Consider the following 24811-nt stretch of genomic DNA (forward strand, 5'->3'; position numbering starts at 1 on the left):
TATACGTGGGATTTATACAATCTCTTCGGCGTACTGCCAGAGTGATTTCAGCAGCATCAACTTTTCTTTGTTATCCGCATATTGCTGGCTCAATAGCTGCAATTCATTGGCGTAATTTTGCAAAAACTCCGGTGTGAATACCTGGCGACGATGGTCCAGCCAGCGTTGCTGTTCTGCTTCGTCCAGCGTTCCCGGGAAGTTACGTGCACGGTAATTAAACAACAGTTTTTCAATGCGCTTATCGACAAAGGAGATATCCAGCGCCGGTAAATTGCGTGGTTCGGTTTCCAGAACGATTTTCATCGCCGCACGGTCAGCATCGCTGAAAAAGCCGTTATAAAGTTGGGCATCTACGTTATCTGATGGTGTAAAGGGTTCCGCATCGGCAAAGATCGCGACCACTTTGTCGCGTATCTGCGGATTTTCACGCAGAACTTTGAGATTATCCAGACAGTGCTGGCGGTTAATACCAAGACGGTCAGCATCTTCCGGACGCAAGGTATTCGCCTGTGCCAGTACCGGGCATTTGTTGATGTGCACCAGTTTAACCGGTACGGCCGGGTTATCACCCAGATCCGCTTTAGACGTGTAGAGCCGCTCGCGCAGGGCGTCACTTTCGAGTTCGAGCAGCGGCGAAATATCACCGGCTAAGTCGACCATAATAACCGCGTTACGATTCTCCGGATGCCACGCCAACGGCGCTACCCAACTGGTGTTTCCGCGCCATGCGCCGAACATACCAGAGACATGGACCAGCGGCTTCATTTGCGGGACATCAATCAGCGCGGCCAGCTTGTGCTTATTACGATGGCTGTAGAGATAATCAAACAGACGCGGCTGGCGCGACTTCACTAATTGCGCCATTGCGATTGTAGCGTATACGTCCGCCATAGCATCGTGAGCATTGGTATGCTCAATACCGTTGGCTTTGGTCAAATGCTCCAGTCGGAAGCTGGGTAAGCCGTCGTCGTTTTCCGGCCAGTTAATGCCTTCAGGGCGCAGGGCATAGCAGGCGCGCATCACATCCAGCAGATCCCAGCGCGAATTATCGTTCTGCCAGCTCCAGGCATAGGGATCGTAGAAATTGCGATACAAGATGTTGCGCGTCACCTCATCATCGAAGCGCACGTTGTTATAACCCAGGATACAGGTTTTCGGCACGGTGAACAGGGCGTGGATGCGTGCAGCAAAAGCGGCTTCATTTTCTCCCTTTTCACGTGCTTCCTGCGGTGTGATACCCGTAATCAACACCGCCTCAGGCTGCGGCAGATAATCGTCCGCGGGTTTGCAATAAAAGACTTCTGGTTCACCGATGATGTTGAAATCATTATCTGTGCGGATAGCCGCAAATTGCGCGGGTCTGTCCAGCGCCGGATGGGTACCAAAGGTCTCGTAATCGTGGAAGAGAAAACCAGGTTGCTGCTTGCCGTCATTCATTGTTCAGTTATGTCCGGGATCAATTTAGCGCTGGTTCAAGAATACCAAAAAATAGCGAGATAATCAGCTATGGCATTATCGAAGCTGGATTGTGTACGCAATAAAATTGAGATAAACAGGACATTAATGGAATTAACTAATAAATTTCGCGCGGTTAAAATAAATTACGGAAATAAAATATCTTGAGGTTGCGGGTTTGTAAATAATCTAACTGATAACCATTATTGTTATTTTCCTCTTCTTTGTTGTGTTCTGGAAACTTTAAAAATCTTTTATAAACAATGGGTTTTTATTTATGTCAATTCGCTGTCATGCATTGTAATGAAATGTGATTGATGTAAAAAATAAATAATCCAAACGCCATATAATTATTGGATATATCTAATAACAGGAGGTTATATGAGCATTAGTCGGCGTAATTTTTTGCGAGGAGTGGGTATAGGCTGTTCAGCCTGTGCGATAGGCAGTTTCCCGCCTGGGGCACTGGCGCGAAATTCTCCAGAGAGTATCAAAGGGAAAACATCCCTGACGCCAAGTTTGTGCGAGATGTGTTCTTTTCGCTGCCCAATTCAGGCTCAGGTGATTAATAATAAAACGGTTTTTATTCAGGGAAACCCTAACGCGCCACAGCAGGGGACACGTGTCTGCGCTCGCGGCGGCAGCGGCGTTAGCCTGGTCAACGACCCTCATCGCATTGTTAAACCCATGAAACGCACAGGACCTCGCGGGAGCGGTGACTGGCAGGTGATTAGCTGGGAACAGGCGTATAAAGAAATTGCCGAAAAAATGACGGCAATAAAAACGCAATATGGTCCCCAGGGAGTCGTCTTCTCGTCTAAATCTGGCTCGCTGTCTGGCCATTTATTTCACCTCGCGACAGCTTTCGGGTCACCGAATACCTTTACTCACGCATCAACGTGTCCTGCCGGTAAAGCCATTGCCGCTAAAGTGATGATGGGTGGCGATTTAGCCATGGATATCGCCAATACCCGTTATATGGTCTCTTTTGGCCATAACCTCTATGAAGGGATCGAGGTTGCTGATACGCATGAGCTGATGACTGCGCAGGAGAAGGGGGCGAAGATGGTCAGCTTCGATCCCCGTTTGTCCGTATTCTCCAGCAAGGCGGATGAATGGCATGCGCTCAAGCCGGGCGGCGATTTACCAGTGTTGATGGCCATGTGTCACGTCATGATCAATGAAAATCTGTATGACGCGGAATTTGTTGCGCGCTACACCACGGGGTTTGAGCAACTGGCAGAAGCGGTACAAGAGACCACGCCGGAATGGGCGCAGCAGCTCGCGGATGTGCCTGCTGATGTCATTGTTCGGGTCACCCGCGAAATGGCCGCCTGCGCGCCTCATGCCATCGTCAGTCCGGGCCATCGCGCGACGTTTTGCAAGAAGAAATTGATATGCGGCGCATGATTTTTACCCTCAATGTGCTGCTTGGCAATATTGAGCGTGAAGGCGGTTTGTATCAGAAAAAAGCGGCGGCAACTTACAATAAGCTGGCTGGAGAGAAGGTCGCTCCGGTGCTGGCAAAACCCGATGTCAAATTACCTAAGCCAACGGCGCAGCGTATCGATCTGGTAGCCCCGCAGTTTAAGTACATCGCGGCGGGCGGTGGTGTGGTGCAAAGCATCATTGATGCTGTGTTAAACCAGACGCCTTATCCGGTGAAGGGATGGATTATGTCCCGACACAACCCTTTCCAAACCGTAACCTGTCGACCAGATCTGGTCAAAACCGTTGAACAGCTCGACCTTGTGGTCAGTTGTGATGTCTATTTAAGCGAAAGCGCGGCGTATGCCGACTACCTTTTGCCTGAATGTACTTACCTTGAGCGCGATGAAGAAGTTTCAGACATGTCGGGTCTGAATCCAGCCTATGCCCTGCGTCAGCAGGTAGTAGAACCTATTGGTGATGCGCGTCCGAGCTGGCAAATCTGGAAAGAGCTGGCCGTGCAGTTAGGCCTTGGCCAATTCTACCCATGGCAGGATATGCAAACGCGTCAGTTATACCAGCTTAATGGCGATCATGCGCTATCTGCTGAATTGCGTCAGAAAGGGTATCGGGAGTGGGGTGTTCCGTTGCTGCTGCGTGAACCTGAAGCGGTGCGTCAGTTTGTGGAACGCTATCCGGGCGCGGTGGCGGTTGACAGCGACGGTACCTATGGCGAGCAACTGCGCTTTAAATCTCCGTCAGGAAAAATCGAACTCTATTCCGAAGAGCTGGAAACGCTCCTGCCTGGCTACGGTATTCCGCGCGCGCGCAATTTTGCGCTTAAAGGCGACAGTGAACTCTATTTTATCCAGGGAAAAGTGGCGGTGCATACCAACGGTGCGACGCAATACGTGCCACTGCTTAGCGAGTTGATGTGGGATAACGCAGTGTGGATCCACCCGCAAACGGCCCGTGAAAAAGGCATCAAAAGCGGCGATGACATCTGGCTGGAAAATGCGACCGGCAAGGAAAAAGGCAAAGCGCTGGTCACCGCCGGAATTCGGCCCGATACGCTGTTTGTTTATATGGGATTTGGCGCCAAGGCGGGAGCCAAAACCGCAGCGACAACGCACGGTATCCATTGCGGTAATTTGCTTCCGCATGTTACCAGTCCGGTTTCCGGTACGGTGGTCCACACCGCTGGCGTTACGCTTCGTCGGGCATGAGAAAGGAGAACATCATGAATCAATCTACAAACCCTTATGTCATGCTGCATGACGAGAAACGCTGTATCGGCTGTCAGGCATGTACGGTTGCCTGCAAAGTTCTGAATGATGTGCCAGAGGGATTTAGCCGTCTACAGGTGCAGATCCGTTCACCCGAACATGAACCCGAGGTACTGTCCCACTTCCAGTTTGTTCGCGTTTCCTGTCAGCATTGTGAAGATGCGCCTTGCGTCAGCGTTTGTCCGACCGGTGCATCATTTCGCGACGAAAATGGCATTGTGCAGGTGGATAAGTCTCGCTGTATTGGCTGTGACTACTGCGTTGCCGCTTGTCCGTTCCATGTCCGTTATCTCAATCCGCAAACGGGAATTGCCGACAAATGTAACTTCTGCGCAGATACCCGACTCGAGAGCGGTCAATCGCCCGCCTGCGTTTCCGTTTGTCCGACGGATGCGCTGAAATTTGGTCGTCGTGACGACCCGGAAATTCAGCACTGGATAAATCAAAAAGAGGTTTATCGCCAGCAGGATACGCGTAGCGGTCCGGTGAGTGTTTATCGGCGTAAAGAGATCCATCAGGAGGGTAAAGCATGAATTCTATCTGGGGAGCAGAGCTTAACTATGCGCCGGACTACTGGCCGCTGTGGCTCATTTATGCAGGCGTTGTTGTTGTGCTGATGATTGCGGGCCTGGTTATGCACGCGCTGTTACGTCGGATGCTGGCACCCAAGACGGCAACCGGAGAAGAGCACCGGGATTACCTCTATTCTCTGGCAGTCCGCCGCTGGCACTGGGGTAATGCGCTGCTTTTTATCCTGCTTTTGCTGAGTGGCCTGTTTGGGCACTTCTCTGTCGGACCGGTGGCATTGATGGTGCAGATACATACCTGGTGCGGTTTCGCCTTGTTGGCCTTCTGGGTTGGTTTTGTGCTAGTCAACGCAACCAGCGGCAACGGTTGTCATTACCGGGTGAAGTTTAATGGGTTGATATCACGCTGCTTGTTGCAAACGCGCTTTTATCTGTATGGCATCATGAAGGGTGAACCACACCCGTTTGCCGCAACGGCAGAGAGTAAATTTAACCCGCTACAACAGCTGGCTTATCTGGCCATCATGTATGCGCTGGTTCCGCTGCTAATCATCAGCGGGTTGTTATGCCTCTACCCGCAGGTGATAGGGGCAGGGCCTGTGATGCTGGTGCTGCATATGGTGTTGGCGATTGTCGGCTTACTGTTCATCTGTGCACATATTTACCTGTGCACGCTGGGTGACACGCCGGGGCAAATTTTCCGCAGCATGATAGATGGCTATCATCGTCATCGTAGCCATCACGCAGAAACGGCACCGCGCAAAGGGTAACGCCAGACGCGGTCGATATCTGAAATCCTTTCCTTACAGCAAGAAAATGTGCCTTATGTCACATTTTCTTGCAATTTATCCATGTTTGTTCGCCAGAACTTCCGTAAAAAGAACGGCTATTTCTCCATTTCCTGAGGACATGCTGTTGAAACGCCGTTTGTTTATTGCCGCTTCACTATTTGCGATGAGTTTTTCGCCCGCGTACGCGACCGACGTCGCCAGTTTCGCTCCACAGCCTCCGGCAATTAATGCCGGGGCGTGGGTATTAATGGATTACACCACGGGCCAAATCCTGACAGCCGGAAATGAACACCAGCAGCGCAACCCTGCCAGCCTGACCAAGCTGATGACCGGCTATGTTGTCGATCGCGCAATCGACAGCAAGCGTATTAGTCCGACAGATATTGTCACCGTAGGGCGCGATGCCTGGGCGAAAGATAATCCGGTATTCGTCGGTTCATCCTTAATGTTCCTGAAAGAAGGGGATCGCGTTTCTGTGCGCGATCTGAGTCGCGGGTTAATTGTTGATTCCGGTAATGATGCCTGCGTTGCGCTGGCGGATTACATCGCCGGAGGGCAGCCGCAGTTTGTCGCGATGATGAACAACTATGTGCAAAAGCTGAACCTGCGGGACACGCATTTTGAAACGGTACATGGTCTGGATGCGCCAGGTCAGCATAGCTCAGCTTACGATCTGGCCGTGCTGTCGAGAGCTATCATCCATGGAGAGCCGGATTTCTACCATATGTACAGTGAAAAAAGCCTTACCTGGAACGGAATTACGCAGCAAAACCGTAACGGTTTGTTGTGGGATAAAACTATGAACGTCGATGGTCTGAAGACAGGACATACCTCCGGCGCTGGATTCAACCTGATTGCTTCTGCCGTTGATGGGCAGCGCCGCCTGATTGCAGTTGTGATGGGGGCGGAGAGTGCGAAAGGGCGTGAAGACCAGGCGCGAAAACTGCTGCAATGGGGACAACAGAACTTCGATACCGTGCAGGTATTACGTAGCGGTAAGCAGGTTGGTATTGAACGGATCTGGTACGGCGATAAAGAAAAAATTAGCCTTGGCACAGAGCAGGATTTCTGGATGGCCCTGCCTAAAGCCGAAGTCGCTAATATCAAGGCAAAATATGTTCTTGATAAGAAAGAACTGGTTGCCCCCATTGCTGCCCATCAACGTGTGGGGGAAATTGAACTCTACGATCGGGATAAACTGGTGGCGCACTGGCCTCTGGTTACGCTGGAGTCTGTCAACGAAGGCGGTGTCTTCTCGCGTTTGAGCGATTACTTCCACCACAAGGCGTAGTTTTTCCTGATGTGCCTGACTGGCAAGAGTGCGAATCTGCTCACATAATAATCACTGATTCCTTGTGGCCGTCATACCTAAAAATTACACTGTATATAAATACAGTGTAATAACGGAGGTTATATGGAGTACGAGATAAAGCAGGTTGAGAAACGCATAATTGCCGGTTTCCATATGGTTGGACCGTGGGAACAAACGGTAAAGCAGGGTTTCGAGCAGTTAATGATGTGGGTCGACGGTAAGCAGATCGTACCGCTGGAATGGATAGCTGTTTATTACGACAATCCTGACGTTGTTCCGGCGGAAAAACTGCGTTGTGATACCGTGGTGTCTGTGCCTGAAGGTTTTGAGATCCCAGAAAACAGCGAAGGGGTGATCCAGACCGAACTGGCGGGGGGCGACTATGCTATCGCCGTTGCGCGCGTTGAAAATCATGACTTCGCGACGCCGTGGTATCAGTTCTTTGAGCGCCTGCTGCAGGATTCGACGTATGCGATAGCCGCTAAACCTTGCTTTGAAGTTTATATGAACAATGGCATGGAGGACGGCTACTGGGACATTGAAATGTACGTGCCGGTACAGTCGAAGTAACTGTTTTTGGTGTAAATCAGGATGAATGTCCTGGTCATCAGGGTGATGTTTTCACTCAAAAAACAGGTACAATTCTGTTCTTTGCAATTCCCTGACGGAGTGCATGAGTGCGTGCAGATAAGTCACTGAGTCCTTTTGAAATTCGTTTGTATCGTCATTATCGTGTGGTGCATGGTGTTCGCATTGCGCTGGCGTTTCTTTTTACTTTTCTGTTGGTTCGCCTGTTGAACATTCCTGAAGGTACATGGCCTCTGATTACGCTGGTGGTAATCATGGGGCCTATTTCCTTTTGGGGGAACGTGGTCCCCAGAGCGTTTGAGCGTATTGGCGGGACAATTCTGGGTTCGGTACTTGGGCTGGTGGCTCTTCGTCTGGAGCTCTTTTCACTTCCGCTAATGCTGATATGGTGCGCGGTGGCGATGTTTCTCTGCGGCTGGCTGGCACTGGGTAAAAAACCGTATCAGGCGTTGCTGATTGGTATAACGCTTGCGGTCGTTGTGGGTGCCCCCGCTGGAGATATGAACACAGCGTTATGGCGCGGTGGCGATGTTATTCTGGGTTCATTACTGGCAATGCTGTTTACCGGTATCTGGCCGCAGCGGGCATTTATACACTGGCGAATTCAGCTGGCGCATTGCGTAACGGGGTACAATCGGGTGTATCAGGCTGCGCTATCTCCCAACCTGCTGGAGCAACCGCGACTGGAAAAGCATTTACAACAGCTTTTAAGCGATGTTGTCAAAATGCGTGGGCTCATCGTTCCTGCCAGCAAAGAAACCCGCATTCAAAAATCAATCTTTGAAGCTATTCAGACGGTTAATCGCAACCTGGTCTGCATGCTTGAGCTGCAAATCAATGCGCTATGGGCCAGCCGTACCAGCCACTTTGTCATGTTGAATGCGCATACTTTGCGTGAAACACAGCTCAGGACACAACAGGCGCTACTGACGATAACCCACGCATTGTATGAAGGTAATCCACAACCGGTGCTTGCCAATACGGAAAAACTCAATGACACCGTGGTGGAGTTACGTCAGCTTATTGCTGAGCATAAGGGCGATAATGTCGCTGAAACGCCCATTCACGGCTACGTTTGGCTAAATATGGAAATGGCGCGACAGCTGGAGTTGCTCTCTCATTTGATCTGTCGCGCGCTGCGCAAATAAAGAGCAGATGAGGGGATTGGTTCTACTGCTGCTTCGATTCAGCAACGAATAGAGGTATGATACTGAAAAAGGCTAAAACCATTGGTAACTGCAATGGCTTTACCCTCGATAATTCAGGTTTCAACCATGCATGGTCGATGCAGATGCAACTTGAAGTATGGCGGGCATGAAAGTAATGTTGACCCACTTTAGCCGTTGTTTTAACGAATCCGAATCTCACATTATCAGGGGTGTAAAAATGGAAACTACCAAGCCTTCTTTCCAGGACGTGCTGGAATTTGTTCGTCTGTTCCGTCGTAAAAACAAACTGCAACGTGAAATCCAGGACGTTGAGAAAAAGATCCGTGACAACCAGAAACGTGTTCTGCTGCTGGACAACCTGAGCGACTACATCAAGCCTGGAATGAGCGTGGAAGCGATTCAGGGCATTATCGCCAGCATGAAAAGCGATTATGAAGATCGTGTTGATGATTACATCATCAAAAACGCTGAGATCTCTAAAGAGCGCCGCGACATCTCTAAAAAGCTGAAAGCGATGGGCGAAGTGAAAAACGGCGAAGCGAAAGCCGAGTAACGATTTTATGCTTGTCCGGGTCGCTGCATAGCGGCGGCCCTTATTGCAGTTCGACCCCGCCAGTTACCATCCGCAACAAATGCTGTTCCGGCCAGTGTTCCGTTAATTTTTTCTGCGTCAGCATCCATTTAATGTAGTCCACATCATGACGCTTTCTGTCGAGCATCAGACCGACTACGCTGCCACTGTGCGCAACGTTGACACCGTATAAATCACATTCTTCTACCAGCGCTAAAAGTGAATCAAAATTTGGTTTAGGTAACAGCAACTGGCTGGCGATCGCGCTCAGCGTGGCGGCTTCACCCATCCGATAAGGATTTTGACTGATACAGGCTTCCTGTACCTTTTCCCATGCGCGTTTCAGCGCTGGAGCGCCTACCAGTAACCCTGACTGGCGTGGAGTACGGTGATAATCAGCAGTAAGCAAGGTTTCCGGACTTTCGAGAACCAGCAGATCGAGTTGAGGCTGGGCTTCACAGGCAATTTGCGTGGAGGCGTCGTTATGATCGAACAGCGTAAGCTGGCGGAAAACGGTGCTGTCGGTAGGTTCCAGCGAAACGCAAAGCTGCGCCAGAGTGGATTCGTCTAGCTGATGCCCCAGATACTGCGCCGTGGCGATTGCCGTGGCGGCGATATCCGCTGTGCTGCTGGCCATCCCTTTAGCGACAGGAATGGTTGACTGGACATCAATTCGAATATCCTGACTCATTTGTGCCGGGTATTGCCAGTGCAGCAATAACCTCTCAACCATCGCCCGAGAAAGTGGACGTTCATCTGTCAGCGGTGAACCTGAAGTGACCTCAACGGTGCTATACCATTCAACCGGGCAGGAGACCAATTTCTCACTGCCCAGAATCCAGCCCTGGATAAGTTCTCCGCACGATGCGGGACATTGCGCAACAGCCACGTCTTCACCTATGTGATCAGCAATCCTCGGCGCATAGTGTCATGGCGATCGCGCTATTACCATGATTTGCCGCAATTTGCGGTGCGGCAGTATTATGCAGGAATGCCCAATGTCACAGTTTCAGATATCGCTAAACGCATAACGTCTTGCGCAATCATCAGCTCTTCATTGGTATTAATCACAGCTACTTTGACCATCGCATTTTCCGTCTGAATGAAGGTGGCATTACGCTGATTTTTTTCCTCATCAACGGCCAGCCCCAGGAAATTCAGGTTACGACAAATCGCAGCGCGCGCCCGTGCGGAGTTTTCGCCAATACCACCGGTAAATACCAGGGCATCCAGACCGCCCATCTGCATAATATAGCTACCAATGGTGGCACGAATGCGCTCAGCAAAAAGCGTCAACGCCAGCGCAGCCTGGTGATTGCCCGTATCTGCGGCATGTTCAACGTCGCGGTAGTCAGGGGAGATGCCAGAAACACCGAGCAATCCGGACTCATTGTTGAGCAATTGGTTGAGCTGCTGCGGTGTTTTGCCTTCTCGCAGGGCAATCCACGGTAAAATGGACGGATCGATATCGCCACTTCGCGTGCCCATCATCACGCCAGACTGCGGCGTAAAGCCCATTGACGTATTCACCGATTGTCCGCCTTTGATGGCGCAGATGCTGCTGCCGTTGCCCAGATGACAACAAACAACGCGCAGGGCGCTGAGTGGTACACCCAGTTTTTCAGCAAGCTGTGAGCTAACGTATTTGTGGCTGGTACCATGAAAACCATAGCGACGAATACCCAACTCTGAATAGTAACGCCAGGGCAGGGGATAGATGAAAGAAGGCTCATCAAGCGTTTGATGAAAGGCAGTGTCGAACACCGCAACGGCTGGCGTTTTGGGCAATAGCTGGCGGAATACCGCGATCCCCAACGCATTTACCGGGTTATGCAGAGGGGCCAGTTCCGCGAGTCGCTCGATTTCTGCGAGCGTTTCATCAGTTACCAGCGCAGAGTCTTTAAAGGATTCCCCGCCGTGCGCGACGCGATGGCCCACGCCGTCGATCTCTTCCAGACTGCTGATAATGTGGTGGTTGAGCAGTTTTTCCAGGAGCAACGTTACGGCTTCACGGTGATCGGCTACGGGCAAAGTCTCCTGCCATTTCTGCGCTGGTGTTTTTAGGGTGACCTGCGCATCAGACAAACCGATACGTTCAATCAACCCCTGACAGATCATTTCACCCTGCGGCATCGCCAGTAGTTGAAATTTAAGCGAGGAACTACCTGCATTAATGGCCATTATTTTGTGAGACATGAAGGTTCCTTTGCATTCAGAAAAATGAACATCTCATCGACCCCAGTATTCTCCAGCGCGCTGGTGACAAATACTTTTTGCGCGCCAGCCTGAACTAACCAACTCTCCACAAGAGAAATACGCTGCGGGTTGGCTAAATCGGCTTTGGTAACGAGGCCAATAACGGGTCGGTTCATTGGTCCGGTAAAACCGGGAGAAAATGGTGACCACGGCGCGTCAGCATTGAGTACCAGCGCAATAATGTCTGCTTCACAGGCGCTGGCCAGCAGCGCGCTGTACAGGCAGCGGTTCTCAAGATATTCACCCGGTGTGTCTATTGTCGTAGGAGACCAGACTATGGCCTGAGTTTTCTGGTAGTGAAGCGCTTCTCCCCGCATGCACTGTGTGAGCGATGTTTTACCGCACTGGCTGGGGCCAATTAGCATGATACGTTTCATGAGATTACGTCCGAGTGATGGGACACGCGGTAAAACGCATCATTTCGCCCAGCGTTCGGGTTACCTGTTTCAGCGCGTACTCAACGGCGGAGACATCGCCCGTCAGTACCACTGCGCCGGTAAATCGGTCGAGAAAACCAATCTCTACCGCCCCGGATTTCGTGGCGATATCACAGGCGATGATTGAGGCTTCGCTGGGGGTAATCGTCAAAATCCCGATTGCGGATACTGAATCCTGTAATCCCAGCTTCTTGAACAAATCTTTACCTGGATTAGCAATAAGATGCGCCAGCGTGACCTGTTTGCCAGGAACATATTCCTGAATCATTCGATCCGTGGTGGGTTGTCTTTCCATTATCCCTCCACCATTTGTCGCCACATGCTTTCATGCGGGCGAGGTATGACCGAGCGGTAAACCAGCAGGCCTTTTTCACCCGCACTTTCACTGGCAACCGTTACTGCGTTATTCACATCGGATACATCGCCAGCAACGACCATGTAGCACTTACCGCCAATACCAAATGCCATATGGACGCGTACCAGCGTGACGTTGGAGGCTTTAACCGCCCGGTCGGCGGCGCAGATGCAGGCAGCAACGCTCCATGTTTCGACAATACCAACTGCCTGACGCTTATCCACGCTGTTTAGCCCGCTGATTGCGGGGAGTACGCTGGCATGAATGTTGGGGAGTACCAGACTGTCAACGAGCATATCGCCGGCAAGAGATGTTCCAGTGGCAATCGCCTGCTGTACGGCACCTACGTCACCACCGAGCATGAGTAGAAATTTTCCCGGGCAGATGGTCTTGCTGACCAGTAAATTCACATTCGCGCTTTTTAACATGGCATCACCCGCTTCCATTCCTTTGGCAATGCTGGTGAGTTCTAAAATCCCTATAGCCTGAGACATGATTAACCTCTAATTACCGTGATAGATTGCTCAGTGATTTCGCTGACAATACCGTCAATGCTGGCGTGAACAGGCGCGCCTAATGCACCGGACGGCACATTGGCAACGCATTGACCGCGAACAACGCGTTCGCCTTGTTCTACACATGGGATGGCGCTGGCACCAATATGCTGGCGTAACAACAGCGTCGTTTTATCTGTGGAATAATCAGTCTCAGCCAGTGGCGCATCGTGATACCAGTCGCTAAGACCCAGTTTGGTAATAAGGCGCTTAACCGGGATCAGCCGGTACTTCGCCATTTCATCCTCAGGATTTAGCGGCCCTTCATAACGATGGTTGAGCGCCCGCAGCTCGCGTTTCAGCATACGGTTGATGCGCATCGGTGAAATCCCAACCGGGCAGGCTACGCTTTCACACACGTTGCATTCTGAACAGGTCAGGGCCGTAAGCAGCAGCTGCGGTGTGGCCGCCTGCTGATAATTAACCGCACGAACCAACAGGTGCGGGGATAATTCATGGCCGATCAAATGCCTTGGGCACAAATCCGTACACAAACGGCACTGCTCGCAAACGGTTTTTGCTACAGAAAGCACGGTGCGTTCATCCTGCATCCGCCGCTGAATCAACGCATGAGACTTAGGCAAAACCAGCAGGCCCCCGGTGGTCTTGCTTACGGGGGTATCCAGTGAAGTAATCAGGCCGCCCATCATCGGACCACCGTTAATAAAGCCGGGATCGTCAACGGTTGCGCCACCGGCCAGCGCCAGAACGTCACGTAAAGACATTCCGATAGGGACAGTGAGTGTGATGGGACTGGCGACTGCACCGTTAACGGTCAGGGTGCGACGCGTAACGGGGTACTGCTGCTCAACTGCTCTGGCGATGTTGAGCACGGTCTGAACGTTATTGACCACCACACCGACGCTGACCGGCAGCGCGGCAGGCGGAACTCTCCGACCTGTTGCCATCCATATGGTCAGAACCTCGTCACCAGCCGGGTAGACATCAGGCAAAATATGTAAGCGGATCCCGGCAGGTAGAAGGGGGGTTAATGCATTGATAGCACCTTGGTATTTCTCCTTGAGCGCAATAATTCCGGCACTGGCTCCCGTCGCCGTCATGGCATATTGAACGCCGCGGATAAGTCGCTCAGCCTGGACGGCCATCAACTGCTGGTCAACTTTCAGCATTGGCTCACATTCAGCCGCATTGACCAGAAAGGTATCGACCTGCGCCTGTAATTTTACGTGAGTAGGAAAGCCTGCGCCTCCGGCTCCGACAACACCCGCTGCGCGAACGCGTTCGCGAATGGTCTGTGCATCATAAAGCGTGGACTCTGCCGTCATGGCTGTCTTCATAATAATTCCTCAAGCAGTTCCTGCATGGCACTGGCATCGGCAACACGAGGATTGGTTTGCAGCGTGACGTCAGCCAGCGCGGCCTGAACCATCGACGGGATACGTTGTGACCAGACTTGCTTTCCGTCTTTAAGCGCGTCAACGAAAGAAGGTAACGCACACTGTTTTTTGAGAAGCTCAATTTGATGAATGAGCGCATTCAGCGCAGCCGTATCGTTCGCATTATCCGGGCATAAATGGCAGGCTTTAGCAAAACGGGCATAGCGCTTCGCAGCTCGCGGATCGCGGGCATTAAAATGAATGACATGGGTCAGCAGCAGCGCATTGGCAAGTCCATGCGGCAGATGAAACTGACCACCCAATTGATGGGCAATCGCATGATTGATCCCCAGTCCAGCCTGACTAAATGCCATTCCCGCGAGCGTTGATGCATTGTGCATTTTCCCCCTGGTTGCCAGACAGTCGCCTTTGCTGACGGCGACAGGCAGGTACTGGAAGACGATTTGAGCCGCTTTTTCAGCCAGTGCATCGGTGAAGTCGCTGGCCTTCGTGGACACGTAAGCCTCCAGTGCATGCGTTAACACGTCCATGCCGGTATTCGCGGTGATGGCAGGTGGTACGCTGACAACCAACGTTGGATCAAGGATGGCCATGTCCGGGTAAAGTGCGTTATTGAATAATGGATATTTAATGCCTTTATCCGGATCGCTAATCACACAGGCACTGGTTACCTCGGAGCCTGTGCCGCTGGTGGTGGGAATTGCGACACAGGTTTCAATTTCAATACCGAACTGTCGGCTGAACCAGACGATGGCTTTTGCGGCGTCCAGTGCTGAGCCGCCACCAAAACCCATCACGACGTCCGGTTGCAGGGACTGCATTTGTGCAATCCCTTGAACTACCGTGCTGATGGTGGGATCGGGGGTGATATCGCTGAAAATGCTGATGCGGTTATCCGCTGGCAGAGCGTTGCGCAGCTTTTCAATCAGGGGAGAACGCGCGAGAAAACCATCGCAAATAATCCAGATATGCTTATTCGTGAAACGCTTGAGCACATCCAGACTTCCCTGGCCGCTGTACAATCGAGTTTGCAGTGAAAAGCTATTCATAACGGCCCCATTAGCGAATAGAAAAACCGTTTGTCAGCACGCAACGACGAGAGCGTGCGAAAGTGCGCGCAGATGTTGTTCCTTCACCGGTTGGCGTCGCAATAGTGAAGGTTGTAAAACCTTCGCCACCAACGCCGATCCCGGCGTAAGAGGGGCCATTTTTCACAAATATGGAGGTCTGAAGCGTGCGCGCGGCAAGGTTCAAACGTGACACATTTTGCGAATGCATAATGGCGGTGTGATGCAATCCCTCTTCAACTTTCAGGGCCAACGTTAATGCACTGTCAAAATCGCTCACCGTTACGACGGGGAGCATTGGCATCAATTGCTCGCTGGTAACCCACGGGTCGTCAGCCTTGACGATGCCTATCAGTAATCGAGGTGCTTTTGCCGGAACCGGTATTCCTGCTGCTTCCAGTAAGGTTGCCGGGCTTTTACCCACCAGTTTTTTATTGGCTATGCCTTCTGGTAGACAGACAGCGCGCAGTTTGTCTACCTCTTCGCTATTGAGAATCATCGCACCAAAAGACTGCATCTGTTGAACCAGTCGTTCGGCAACGGCATCAACAACAATCAGGCTCTTCTCAGCAATGCAGGGGAGGTTGTAATCAAAGGATGCGCCATTGATGATATCTTCCGCCGCCTTAACCAGGTCGGCCGTTTCATCAACAATGCAGGGTGGATTTCCTGCGCCTGCGCCGATGACTTTTTTCCCGCTTTTCATGCCCATAGCAACAATGCCAGGGCCACCGGTAATCGCCAGAACTGCGATTTTAGGGTGCGCCATCATCTGCTGGGTAGCCTCAAAAGTGGGTTCTGTGACCGTGACGACAAGATTACGAATTCCGCAGCAACGGAAAGCAATATCTTCGATCATGGCAATCAGCTTGAGTGAAACCTTTTTGGCACCCGGATGCGGACTGAAGTAAACGCTATTCCCTGCCGCCAGCATGCTGATGCTGTTGTTAATAATGGTCTCTGTCGGGTTAGTACTGGGGGCGACAGAACCAATCACGCCAAATGGGGAATACTCGAATAACACCATGCCGCCGTCACCGGTTAACGCCGTGGTAGTGAGATCTTCGATTCCTGGAGTGTTGTCCAGCGCAGCTTTATTCTTGAGGAATTTATCCTCTTTGTTGCCCATTCCTGTTTCAGCTGCGCTCTCAGCGGCCAGTGAAGCAAGATGAGGCGTCAGTTCTTCGCGTAGGGCGTTTATGATGGCGCTGCGGGTTTTCAATGGACATTGCTGGTAACGCAGAAAAGCCTGATGCGCTGCATCGATAGCTTCGCCAACGGACGGAAAAATACCGTTACCCTGAACTTCTGCTTTTGCCGGGGCGAGTTGCTCACTCAAAATGTTACGAATAAGGGTTTCAAGTTCTGAAGTATTCATTGATGTGTTCTCACGTTAATCGCCGCAATGGCCGTTTCTGCAATGTCCATATCCTGTTCAACGCTTCCTCCGCTGATGCCAAGACCCCCGAGGAGTAACCCCTCACGCCATAATGCGTACCCGCCACCGAAGGTGACGACTTTTCCCTGCATATGGCTTTCCAGACCGTAAAGCGCGGCGCCTGGTTGTACTGCCGATGTCAGCTCATGCGTGGCGGTTTTCATCGCCACGGCAGTCCAGGCTTTTTTCGGTGCCAGTTCGCTACTCACGAGTAATGCGTCAGGCATGCGCCATGCCACCGTTTGGGTCCCGTACGCATCAACAATGCTAATGACGACCGGAACCTGAAGTTCTTCTGCTCTCGTCACCGCAGCGCGAGTGAGTTGGTGGAGCTCCTGAAAAGACAGAGACATAGTCGGCTCCTTTGTGGCTGGTGCTTGAACGGCAGCGAGATAGCGCTCAGCCACTTTCTGAATGATGTCGTTTTGATGGGCGTCATGATCTTCTGCTCGTGCAAGCGCATATAAGCAGTCGGACAGGCGGTTGATATAACGCATCAGCACGTGTCTGACGGAGATCCCGGTGGAGAGCTCGACCAGTCGTCTCTCTGCGCGGCGTGCCAGCGTACGGGCAAAGTGCAGTCGGCTGGCGGCTTCGCTGCGGCCAGGTAAAATAAAGCTGCGCAGGGGCGGTACTCTTCCCATTGCGGTATCGATGGCGGCTTCCAGTGCCGCAATTTCTTCCGAGCTGATGTAGCGCTGCTCTGGCGTTGGTTCTTCGCTTTCGCTTGCGAGTTCGGCGCTGAACCAAAAAAGCTGCAGCTGGATATTTTCAAGTAACTGCCGGTGCTGCGGGTTTTTCGCCGCGCAAACACACAGACTTAGCGCCGCATTCAGTTCGTCCAGCGTACCGTAGGCCTCCACGCGCGGATGCGTTTTGCTCACGCGCAGTCCGGTAAAGAGGGCTGTTGTTCCGGCATCACCAGTTCGGGTATAAATCGCCATAGTTCCTCCTAACGAGAAAGCGTGTCGACAATGCCGACGATAGCCAGATCGATGGCCTCATTAGGGCCAGAAAAAACGTGTCTGGCGCTGGAACCGCTGCTGAGTAATACCAGTTCGCCAGTCCCCGCGCCGACAGAATCAACAGCGACTTCATCTCCACTCACAGGGGATGCAGGAAGCTCTCCGTCAGCACTTACCCGACGTACCAGCAACAGTTTTTTTCCCACCAGTGATGGGGATTTTTGCGTGGAAACCACAACGCCTGTAACCCGGGCCAGATGCATAGCTCACTCCTGCTTAATTAGTTGGACATTTCGCAGACTGACTGCTTCCTGAGCCAGAGCCGTCACGACACACCGACGGCGCAACACCAGTACGCCATCCCTTAATTGGGCGACGTCGGCATAGCTGAGAAGCTTCTCAGGATGCAAAAAGATGATTCGTCCCCGTTCGTCATTGAACTCCAGCGGCAGACGTGCGAGTTTTTTCATGGGGATTGCGGGTAACAATCGGTGTTGTAGTGAAATTTTCACGCGGACTCCGCATGCCAGCGCGTCGTGAATCTTTCCCACCGACATGTTGGCTGGGCAGCCTTCGGCAATTTGTTCCAGTAATGGCAGATCCACTTGCTGGAGATGGAGCGACGAGTACTGGCAGCATACTGTCCGTGAATCGATTTCCCGTAACTGCGCGACGCTAAGAGTGAGCGTGCTTTCCGCGCGTTTTTTTAATCGGGAAACAACCTCCTCGATAATGCGTTGCAGCAGTTCGTTGTTCATCGTGAGGTCACCAGTGTGGCGAATGCCTGGGGATTATCAGCGCCTGCGGCATTGGCTTCGTCTGTATCGATATGCATTTCGAGGCGCATATCCGGCGAAACGCGTACGGCGACGTTATCGAAAATCAGTCGACGTTCATCGCCATTAATGGCGACCGAGACTTTATCACCATGGGAAACCCGCAGAATCAGAGCATCAAGCGGCGACATATGGATATGCCGTTGGGCGACGATCACCCCAGATGCTAAGTCCAGTTCAGCAAATGGGCTGACGAGACGAACACCGGGTGTGCCCTGAATATTGCCCGACATCCGCAGCGGAGCAGCAATTCCCAACGTGCGGGCGTCGGTACGAGAAATTTCGACCTGGCTGGTACTGCGCAGCGGGCCGAGTAAACGCACATTTTTTAACTGACCTTTTGGCCCCACCAGCGTGACAGTCTGCTCTGCTGCATATTGTCCTGGCTGCAGCAGCCCTTTTTTCTCACTAATGGGGTGATTGGGAAACAAGCGACCGTAATCTTCAGCGCACAGATGAATATGACGATTAGAGATCCCCAGCGGAATCGGGCGCTCGCGCATTTCATCCAGAACCTTAGCGACAGTGGTCTCCAGTTGCTGTTTATCCATTACGCTTCACCTCGTTTGCCAGAGTGAAGACAAAGCGTGCGCGGCTCGCCTTTTTGGCGAGGGCAGGCAGGATCAAGACACAAATTGCAGCTAATCAACTCTGCATCTTGCGGTGCTTCGGGTACATCATGGTCTACAAATATCTCTTCATGCGGTACGGCTGGTATGGGTTCGGGCGTTGGCTCAGGCTCCAGGACAACGCTATGCGACAGGATCCCATCCCCGGGTCTGGAAATGACTTTGTGAGCCACCAGTCCATCTCGCTGGTCAGCGAAACTGACACCGGTGGAAATGGCCGCCTGGACGGAGGCCACATCCCCGATTATCTTGATCACCGTCCAGCCTGAGCCGTTGGTTTTTTCGAGGCCCACCAGCGTGATGGAGGCGGCTTTCGCCATGACGTCCGCGCAACTGATGGCTAATGCCAGACCACTAACTTCAAGTAATCCCAGTGATTGCTTCACGCTGTGCTCCTTGGTTGCAACGACTTATGCGGATTTAGGTAAAATGGCTTCAACGTCGCTGTGCGGACGCGGGATAACGTGGCAGGATTTCACCTCACCAACGGCGCTTGCGGCTGCGCTTCCAGCATCTACGGCTGCTTTCACCGCGCCGACATCACCGCGAACCATAACGGTGATAAGGCCAGAGCCGATTTTTTCGTAACCAACCAACTGCACGTTTGCGGATTTCACCATGGCATCAGCGGCTTCAATAGCGCCGACAAGCCCTTTTGTTTCAACCAGTCCCAGTGCGTTATTCATACTGCTTTTCTCCTGTGGGTTATGAGTGGCATTCCCGGAACGGAATGCCTTTAACCAGCCGCGCAGCGTTGTTACCAATGCTGCGGCGATCGTGGCTATTTTGTTGATACGTCAGCGTAAAAAGTGGTGCTGACGTGGGTAAGTTTTTGTAGTGCACGACCAGTTTTTCGCGGCTACAGCCAATACCGACCAGCAATGGAGACTGGCAGGCGGCCAACCATGCGTTGTGGATAACGTCAGTTGAGCTACTCTCCTGAATCACAAAGGGAATCCCTTCTTCTTCAATACCCAGCAGTACGTCATTCCAGACGTCAGCACAGTCAGCACTGGTGAAGATAACGATGGCTGGTGTGGTGAGATTACTTTCCATGAGCGAATGCCTTATGCCAGGAGAGAATCAGTCCTGTCGCAACCGCATTGCGCGGACCTTCGGTACCACGAATGTTGCCGCGCCCGGCAACCAGTCGATAATGCGCCAGAGCATCGGTGACTAGCTGTGGAACTTCAAAATCCAGAGATGAGCCGCCAACCAGTACCACAAAGGGAATATCCCGAATGTTCCCGGTCGGACTGACCTGACGTAGCGCTCTGAGTGCGTTAGTAACGAAAACGCGCTCCTTGGCGCTGCGACGAATGGCCCGTACTTTCTCCAGCGCCAGTTCACCAGGCAGTGGCACCAGTTCATCGGGTTTCACTACGCACACGCGCGCAAAAACCGTTGGTGGGAGAGGCGTAGGGAAGAACTGAACGCTGCCGTCTTCGTGGCGAAGGTGGAACAAGCTCTCAACTTTCGCCAACGGATACTTTTTAATCTCTTCAGCGAGATAACGGTCATCCAGACCCAGTTCACGGGCAATGATCATCGTGACCATATCGCCTGCGCCTGCCAGGTGCGTGGCAATAATTTCGCCCTTAGGATTGATGATAGAAGCGTCGGTTGAACCCGCGCCGAGATCCAGAATAGCCAGTGGTCGTGTTGTGCCCGGAGTTGTTAAGGCTCCCAGAATGGCAGCTTCGGCTTCGGCCCCGCCAACCTGGACGTCAATGTTGAACTTTTGCGTGATCTCCTGGGCAATCATCGCCATTTGCAGGCGGTCTGATTTCACCATGGAGGCTATGCCGACCGCCTGTTCCAGCGAGAACTCACCGGCAAGTCCACCCGTCACACTGACGGGAACCGAGGTATCGACCGCCAGCAGATCCTGAATAAAAATTTCATGACTGGGTTTGTTGGTTAATTCAGCCATCGTCTGGCGCACATGCTCCAGCATGCCGCCAATATTGGTGCCAGCTTCTCCGGTAACGTTATCCAGTTTTGGGCATTCACCAACCGCTTTCATAATCGCTTCGGCGCCCGCGGCAACGTCGACCCGTACGATACGACCCTGAGACTGTAGCTCCAGATTTCCGGCAGGAATCGCTCGCGCTTTCACATCACCTGACGGCGTTTTCACCACCACGGCTGAACGGTTGCCGATCAGCGCCCGTGCCATCGGAACAATGTTTTTAGTCTCATCGGCATTGAGGCCAAAGACAGTTGCAATGCCGTAGGGGTTAGAAAGGGTTTCAATGACCTTTCCTGGTACAGCGACCTCAATGGCAGCCAGCATCCCCAACGGGATGCGGTCGATATGAAGGACTTCATCGACGATGGGCAGGGGGTGAGTCAGACGATTGCTGACCAACACGCCATCGTCCTGCTGCAAAATAACGCCAGTTAACTGGTATCCAGCTCGGACGGAGGCATTAATCATCGTAGCGACATCGGCGAAATCAAATGCCGATGACACCACCAGAATATAGGGCGTATCCGCCGGGCGACTGAGAAGGTCTTCCGGCGTAATAGTGACGCCCACGCCTAACCCGACGCCGCCCGGTGTTTTAGGGTTATGGCCGATCATGGTGGATTCAGTGATGATGGTTTCGGTTATTGTTTCCATCGCCACATCGCCAATGACCGGGGTGGCTTCGTTGATACGGATGAGCGAAATATCGCTGACATTGATACCGGCGTTTTTTGCCGCCAGCGTAAGGGCCTCCTGAATGCCAAACACATTACGTAATGTACCCTTAATTCCGGTGGTTTCTGCCAGCGCGCTGCCGATGATGCTCAGCACGCCAGACTCATCGAGAGTAGCCAGAGCGACTTCCGTTGATGAGTTGCCTATGTCAATGCCAGCTATATATCGCATGATCCTGTCCCTGAGTTAGTCGTCGCCTTTGAGTTTTTTACGCTCAACGTACAGCGCTGCCGCTTCACGAACGAAAGCTGCACAGATTTTTGCCTGATAACGATTTTCGAGATCGTCGGCGATAGCCATCAGCTCATCTTTTGTTGAGCGGTACGGGCGCAGCGCGTTGTAGATCTCAAGAATGCGATCGTCAGGAACAGCGGTTAGCTCGGCTGCGCGCTCGAAGTTCATCGCCAGCCTGTCACGTCCGGCATCTTTGGCAATTTCCGCCTGCAGGCGCAGTGTTTCAGGGGTGATGCGCATGTCCTGCGCGGTCACTTTGTTGCTCAGAACATTTTCAAGCGTGAAGTCGTCCAGCGTTTTGTTGGTCGCAGTTTTTACCCACTCAGGATGTTTATTCGCGAGAGGGTAATCCGTGACTTTCGCGGTATGTGCTGATGAACTCGCCGCGGGCGGAGTCGCGGACTCGCCTTGCAGGCTGTTCATCCGGCTCAACACATCCCGAACCATCGATTCAATTGCGTCGGTATTCATGGAGGTATCCTTTATCAAAGCGCCACGCGCAGTTCCTGCGGGTTTTTGCCTGTCACAACGTATTTGGTCTCTTTAATGTGCAGAATGGCTGATTTGGCCTGATACTTAGGACGGGCCATCTGGTCATTCAAAGTAGGGACCGGTTGCGGAGATTCACGCTTGGCATAACGCGCGGCGTTTTTACCGATCTGACGATAGGTTTCCAGCGTCAGAAGCGGTGCCTGAGGGAACAGCTCCAGGTTTGAAAGCGGCGGTAACCCCTGCTGGTGGATAACCGTGGTACCTTTTGACTGGATGCCGATAGAGATCCCGGAACCGCTCAGACGGTTCCCCTCAACGGCGACAAACGCCACATCGGAGGATTTAAAGCAGCGGATAACACGCGCTTTAATACCTTCTTCTTCAATACCGGCAATCACTTCGCGCAAGATATTCTTATGCGGGATACCTACGATATTGACGGTTTGCGAGAGCCCGAACGCCGGCCCTACGGCAATAATCACTTCGTCCTGTTGCTGGCCTTGTTTGGCTTCACCAATCTCGGTCAGAAAGCTGTCTCCCTGTGTCGCCGCAGCCTGAGGTGCGCTTGCCGCTGTAGATGCGCGGAAAGAGACGGGTTTGTCGCTGGTCTGCATTTCAGACAACACATCTTCAATTATCTGGCGCAGCAGTTTTTCATTAATTTCCATTTTTCACCCCTTAGCCAAGCTCGTTGGGATCAAGTGCGCCAGGGATGTTTTTGATTTCTTCCCAGCGTTCGCCCTGCAGGCGATAACCTGTTGCCGGACCGGCGTAGTCGTTGACATCATTGACAGCGGATAGCACCTGTCCGTCGCCAACGATAATGGCGGAGGTATGCAGGTAATCCCCGGTTAACTTGGCTTTCTGGATGTTGAGCATGTCCTGAGCGACATCGGTAAATCCGCCCTGAGCAAGGGCTTTCACCACTTCCAGACCGTTACGGTTTTTATTGATGATCTCTTGTGCAAACTTGATGTCTTCAACGATGTTACGTTCCGGCATATCTTTCGAACCGTGGGCGTAGGTCGCAGCTTCCACTTCTTCATCAGTGATTGGTGGTAATCCCATCCCGGCAAAGACGACCTGCAGCGCACGTGCCGCTTTGTTACGAATGGCGATAACGTCTTCTTCCCGAACCGGGCGCAGACCACCGTCTACTTTCAGGTCACGCTGGAGAACGTTGTAGTCGTCAAAATCTTCAGCATCTTCGTTCGAACCCGCAAACATGTTGTCGTAGTTCGGCACCGCGGAATAACCAGAAGAAATGAAGTCAGTACCCGGCAGGAACTGCATCAGCAGACGAGCAGTACGACGCATATCCGAGTGGGTAAAGGTTTGGTCGTTGCTGGAGGCGCATTCCAGATCCAGAGAGGAACAAATCAGGTTTTCAGCCAACACTGCACGAATGCCTGACGGCACGGCGGAAGGGACACCGATGCAGCTTACTGAACCGTTTTGCAGGCCCTGTACGCCCGCAGCTTTGGTGATGTAAATGCAGCGGGCTTCCAGATAAAGCATCGATTTGCCTTCGGCGTAACCCATCTGAACTTCTGAGCCAGAGCCGGAGGTAAAGCGCATTTTCAGACCACGGGAAGCATAGGACGAGGCGAGGAAGCCTTTCGACCATGGCGTGTCATCGCCGTCGGTAAAGACGGGTTCAGTACCATAGACGGAGATGGTTTCCGCGTAGCAGGTGTGGCCTAGCATGCCGAGTTTAAGTTCGGTAGCTTCTTCCAGCGAGCACTGGGTTAATACGCCCGGGCGTCCAACCTGTGAGCCGACTAACAGCGCAATGGCGTTAAATGGCGCATAACGTGCAACGGCAACGGTTGTTTCCTGTTCGTCAAACCCGCGCCATGCGCCTTCAGCGGCATCAGCGGCAATCTGCACCGGGTTATCTTTGACGTTAGTGACGTGCGCTTGTTGAGAGGGTGTACGACGAGCGCGCATTTTCTGCATCGCCATCATCATCTCAACGACGTTCATATGGGACACCACTTCGACAATTTTTGCCGGCGTCATTGCGGTGGTCAGCGGCACTATGTCTTTGCGCTTTACGTTAGGGTCGCAAAGCATATTGGCCAGTTTGACCGAGTCCATCGCCATGACCTCTTCAGCGCGCGCCAGGTTAATGCCATAGCGGGCAATGAAATGGTCGATTAAGTCAAATTCACTGGCGGATTTACCGTCCAGTTCAGTGACTGTACCGTTGACGATTTTAATCGACGGTTTGGGGTCGTTCGGGCTTTCCATCGCAATGAAGCCTTCTTCGATCCACTCCTTAACGAAACCATCCTGATTCACAGGGCGCTTCGCCAGTGCTTCAAATCTTTTCGATCTCATGAATCAGCCTCAC

At 52.3% G+C, this 24811-nt stretch carries 26 protein-coding genes and 1 pseudogene; 7 read left to right on the forward strand and 20 right to left on the reverse strand.

Translation table 11 applies throughout. The annotated features are described in order from the left end of the window. Positions 1-12: 12 nt before the first annotated feature. Entirely contained in the window at positions 13-1437 is a 1425-nt protein-coding gene (sbcB, locus tag LY264_RS09385; protein WP_048224377.1) for an exodeoxyribonuclease I, read from the reverse strand. Positions 1438-1836: 399 nt separating this feature from the next. Between sbcB and phsA the strand changes: the two are divergent. The 7 genes and pseudogenes from phsA (at position 1837) to LY264_RS09420 (ending at position 9109) form a co-directional block, all read left to right on the forward strand. Continuing rightward, positions 1837-4109: pseudogene (gene phsA, locus LY264_RS09390) on the forward strand (thiosulfate reductase PhsA). Positions 4110-4123: 14 nt separating this feature from the next. Beyond that, positions 4124-4702 (forward strand): thiosulfate reductase electron transport protein PhsB, encoded by a 579-nt coding sequence (phsB, locus tag LY264_RS09395; RefSeq protein WP_003834185.1) that lies wholly within the window; start codon positions 4124-4126, stop codon positions 4700-4702. Further along, the gene (phsC, locus tag LY264_RS09400; protein WP_048224373.1) at positions 4699-5466 is read left to right on the forward strand and encodes a thiosulfate reductase cytochrome B subunit; all 768 of its coding nucleotides are present in this window, start codon (positions 4699-4701) and stop codon (positions 5464-5466) included. The genes phsB and phsC overlap by 4 nt, the downstream gene beginning before the upstream one ends. 139 nt (positions 5467-5605) lie before the next feature. After that, entirely contained in the window at positions 5606-6778 is a 1173-nt protein-coding gene (gene dacD / locus LY264_RS09405) for a serine-type D-Ala-D-Ala carboxypeptidase DacD (protein ID WP_032941959.1), read from the forward strand. A 123-nt stretch (positions 6779-6901) separates the two neighbouring features. Continuing rightward, positions 6902-7369 (forward strand): DNA gyrase inhibitor SbmC, encoded by a 468-nt coding sequence (gene sbmC, locus LY264_RS09410; protein WP_008785156.1) that lies wholly within the window; start codon positions 6902-6904, stop codon positions 7367-7369. Between the two features lie 107 nt (positions 7370-7476). Further along, on the forward strand, positions 7477-8535 hold the full coding sequence (locus LY264_RS09415) for an FUSC family protein (RefSeq protein ID WP_008785155.1): 1059 nt from the start codon (positions 7477-7479) through the stop codon (positions 8533-8535). A 238-nt stretch (positions 8536-8773) separates the two neighbouring features. After that, positions 8774-9109, forward strand: a complete 336-nt coding sequence (locus LY264_RS09420) for a DUF496 family protein (RefSeq protein WP_003834176.1) — start codon at positions 8774-8776, stop codon at positions 9107-9109. 40 nt (positions 9110-9149) lie between these two features. On the opposite strand, the gene LY264_RS09425 is transcribed toward LY264_RS09420, so the two are convergent. The 19 genes from LY264_RS09425 to pduC all read right to left on the reverse strand — a co-directional run bounded on the left by LY264_RS09425 (position 9150) and on the right by pduC (position 24798). Continuing rightward, a complete protein-coding gene (locus tag LY264_RS09425) occupies positions 9150-10016 on the reverse strand; it encodes a GHMP family kinase ATP-binding protein (protein WP_048224370.1) in 867 nt (288 codons plus the stop codon). Positions 10017-10108: 92 nt separating this feature from the next. Then, on the reverse strand, positions 10109-11323 hold the full coding sequence (locus tag LY264_RS09430; RefSeq protein WP_048215992.1) for an acetate/propionate family kinase: 1215 nt from the start codon (positions 11321-11323) through the stop codon (positions 10109-10111). After that, the gene (gene pduV / locus LY264_RS09435) at positions 11308-11760 is read right to left on the reverse strand and encodes a propanediol utilization protein PduV (protein WP_008785152.1); all 453 of its coding nucleotides are present in this window, start codon (positions 11758-11760) and stop codon (positions 11308-11310) included. The genes LY264_RS09430 and pduV overlap by 16 nt, the downstream gene beginning before the upstream one ends. Before the next feature lie 4 nt (positions 11761-11764). Then, positions 11765-12115 (reverse strand): propanediol utilization microcompartment protein PduU, encoded by a 351-nt coding sequence (pduU, locus tag LY264_RS09440; protein ID WP_032939586.1) that lies wholly within the window; start codon positions 12113-12115, stop codon positions 11765-11767. Next, positions 12115-12669: a propanediol utilization microcompartment protein PduT gene (gene pduT / locus LY264_RS09445; RefSeq protein ID WP_003030201.1), complete on the reverse strand. Its 555-nt coding sequence runs from the start codon at positions 12667-12669 to the stop codon at positions 12115-12117. Before pduT ends, pduU begins: the two co-directional genes overlap by 1 nt. 2 nt (positions 12670-12671) lie before the next feature. Then, the gene (pduS, locus tag LY264_RS09450) at positions 12672-14027 is read right to left on the reverse strand and encodes a cobalamin reductase PduS (RefSeq protein WP_048224367.1); all 1356 of its coding nucleotides are present in this window, start codon (positions 14025-14027) and stop codon (positions 12672-12674) included. Then, complete coding sequence (locus LY264_RS09455) at positions 14024-15136, reverse strand: 1-propanol dehydrogenase PduQ (RefSeq protein WP_048224364.1); 1113 nt, start codon at positions 15134-15136, stop codon at positions 14024-14026. The genes pduS and LY264_RS09455 overlap by 4 nt, the downstream gene beginning before the upstream one ends. Before the next feature lie 10 nt (positions 15137-15146). After that, entirely contained in the window at positions 15147-16532 is a 1386-nt protein-coding gene (gene pduP / locus LY264_RS09460) for a CoA-acylating propionaldehyde dehydrogenase PduP (protein WP_048224363.1), read from the reverse strand. After that, positions 16529-17536: a two-domain cob(I)yrinic acid a,c-diamide adenosyltransferase PduO gene (pduO, locus tag LY264_RS09465; protein WP_048224359.1), complete on the reverse strand. Its 1008-nt coding sequence runs from the start codon at positions 17534-17536 to the stop codon at positions 16529-16531. The genes pduP and pduO overlap by 4 nt, the downstream gene beginning before the upstream one ends. 8 nt (positions 17537-17544) lie before the next feature. Beyond that, the gene (locus LY264_RS09470) at positions 17545-17820 is read right to left on the reverse strand and encodes a EutN/CcmL family microcompartment protein (protein ID WP_003030211.1); all 276 of its coding nucleotides are present in this window, start codon (positions 17818-17820) and stop codon (positions 17545-17547) included. 3 nt (positions 17821-17823) lie between these two features. Further along, positions 17824-18315 (reverse strand): microcompartment protein PduM, encoded by a 492-nt coding sequence (gene pduM / locus LY264_RS09475; RefSeq protein ID WP_048224357.1) that lies wholly within the window; start codon positions 18313-18315, stop codon positions 17824-17826. Beyond that, positions 18312-18944 (reverse strand): phosphate propanoyltransferase, encoded by a 633-nt coding sequence (locus LY264_RS09480; RefSeq protein WP_008785145.1) that lies wholly within the window; start codon positions 18942-18944, stop codon positions 18312-18314. The genes pduM and LY264_RS09480 overlap by 4 nt, the downstream gene beginning before the upstream one ends. Continuing rightward, complete coding sequence (locus tag LY264_RS09485; protein WP_032943897.1) at positions 18944-19408, reverse strand: BMC domain-containing protein; 465 nt, start codon at positions 19406-19408, stop codon at positions 18944-18946. Before LY264_RS09485 ends, LY264_RS09480 begins: the two co-directional genes overlap by 1 nt. 24 nt (positions 19409-19432) lie before the next feature. Beyond that, on the reverse strand, positions 19433-19708 hold the full coding sequence (pduJ, locus tag LY264_RS09490) for a propanediol utilization microcompartment protein PduJ (RefSeq protein WP_001057752.1): 276 nt from the start codon (positions 19706-19708) through the stop codon (positions 19433-19435). Between the two features lie 19 nt (positions 19709-19727). Next, entirely contained in the window at positions 19728-20078 is a 351-nt protein-coding gene (locus tag LY264_RS09495; protein ID WP_003834139.1) for a glycerol dehydratase reactivase beta/small subunit family protein, read from the reverse strand. Beyond that, on the reverse strand, positions 20068-21900 hold the full coding sequence (locus tag LY264_RS09500) for a diol dehydratase reactivase subunit alpha (protein ID WP_048224352.1): 1833 nt from the start codon (positions 21898-21900) through the stop codon (positions 20068-20070). The genes LY264_RS09495 and LY264_RS09500 overlap by 11 nt, the downstream gene beginning before the upstream one ends. Positions 21901-21915: 15 nt before the next feature. Continuing rightward, positions 21916-22434, reverse strand: coding sequence for a propanediol dehydratase small subunit PduE (gene pduE, locus LY264_RS09505; RefSeq protein ID WP_003030243.1), 519 nt, complete (start codon positions 22432-22434; stop codon positions 21916-21918). A 14-nt stretch (positions 22435-22448) separates the two neighbouring features. Further along, on the reverse strand, positions 22449-23123 hold the full coding sequence (pduD, locus tag LY264_RS09510) for a propanediol dehydratase medium subunit PduD (RefSeq protein ID WP_003834131.1): 675 nt from the start codon (positions 23121-23123) through the stop codon (positions 22449-22451). A gap of 10 nt (positions 23124-23133) precedes the next feature. Continuing rightward, positions 23134-24798 carry a propanediol dehydratase large subunit PduC gene (pduC, locus tag LY264_RS09515; protein ID WP_048224349.1) on the reverse strand — a complete coding sequence of 555 codons (1665 nt, stop codon included), beginning with the start codon at positions 24796-24798 and terminating at the stop codon, positions 23134-23136. Positions 24799-24811 lie beyond the last annotated feature (13 nt).

The sequence above is a fragment of the Citrobacter portucalensis genome, from assembly GCF_023374935.1.
GTDB classification, from domain to species: Bacteria; Pseudomonadota; Gammaproteobacteria; order Enterobacterales; family Enterobacteriaceae; genus Citrobacter; species Citrobacter portucalensis.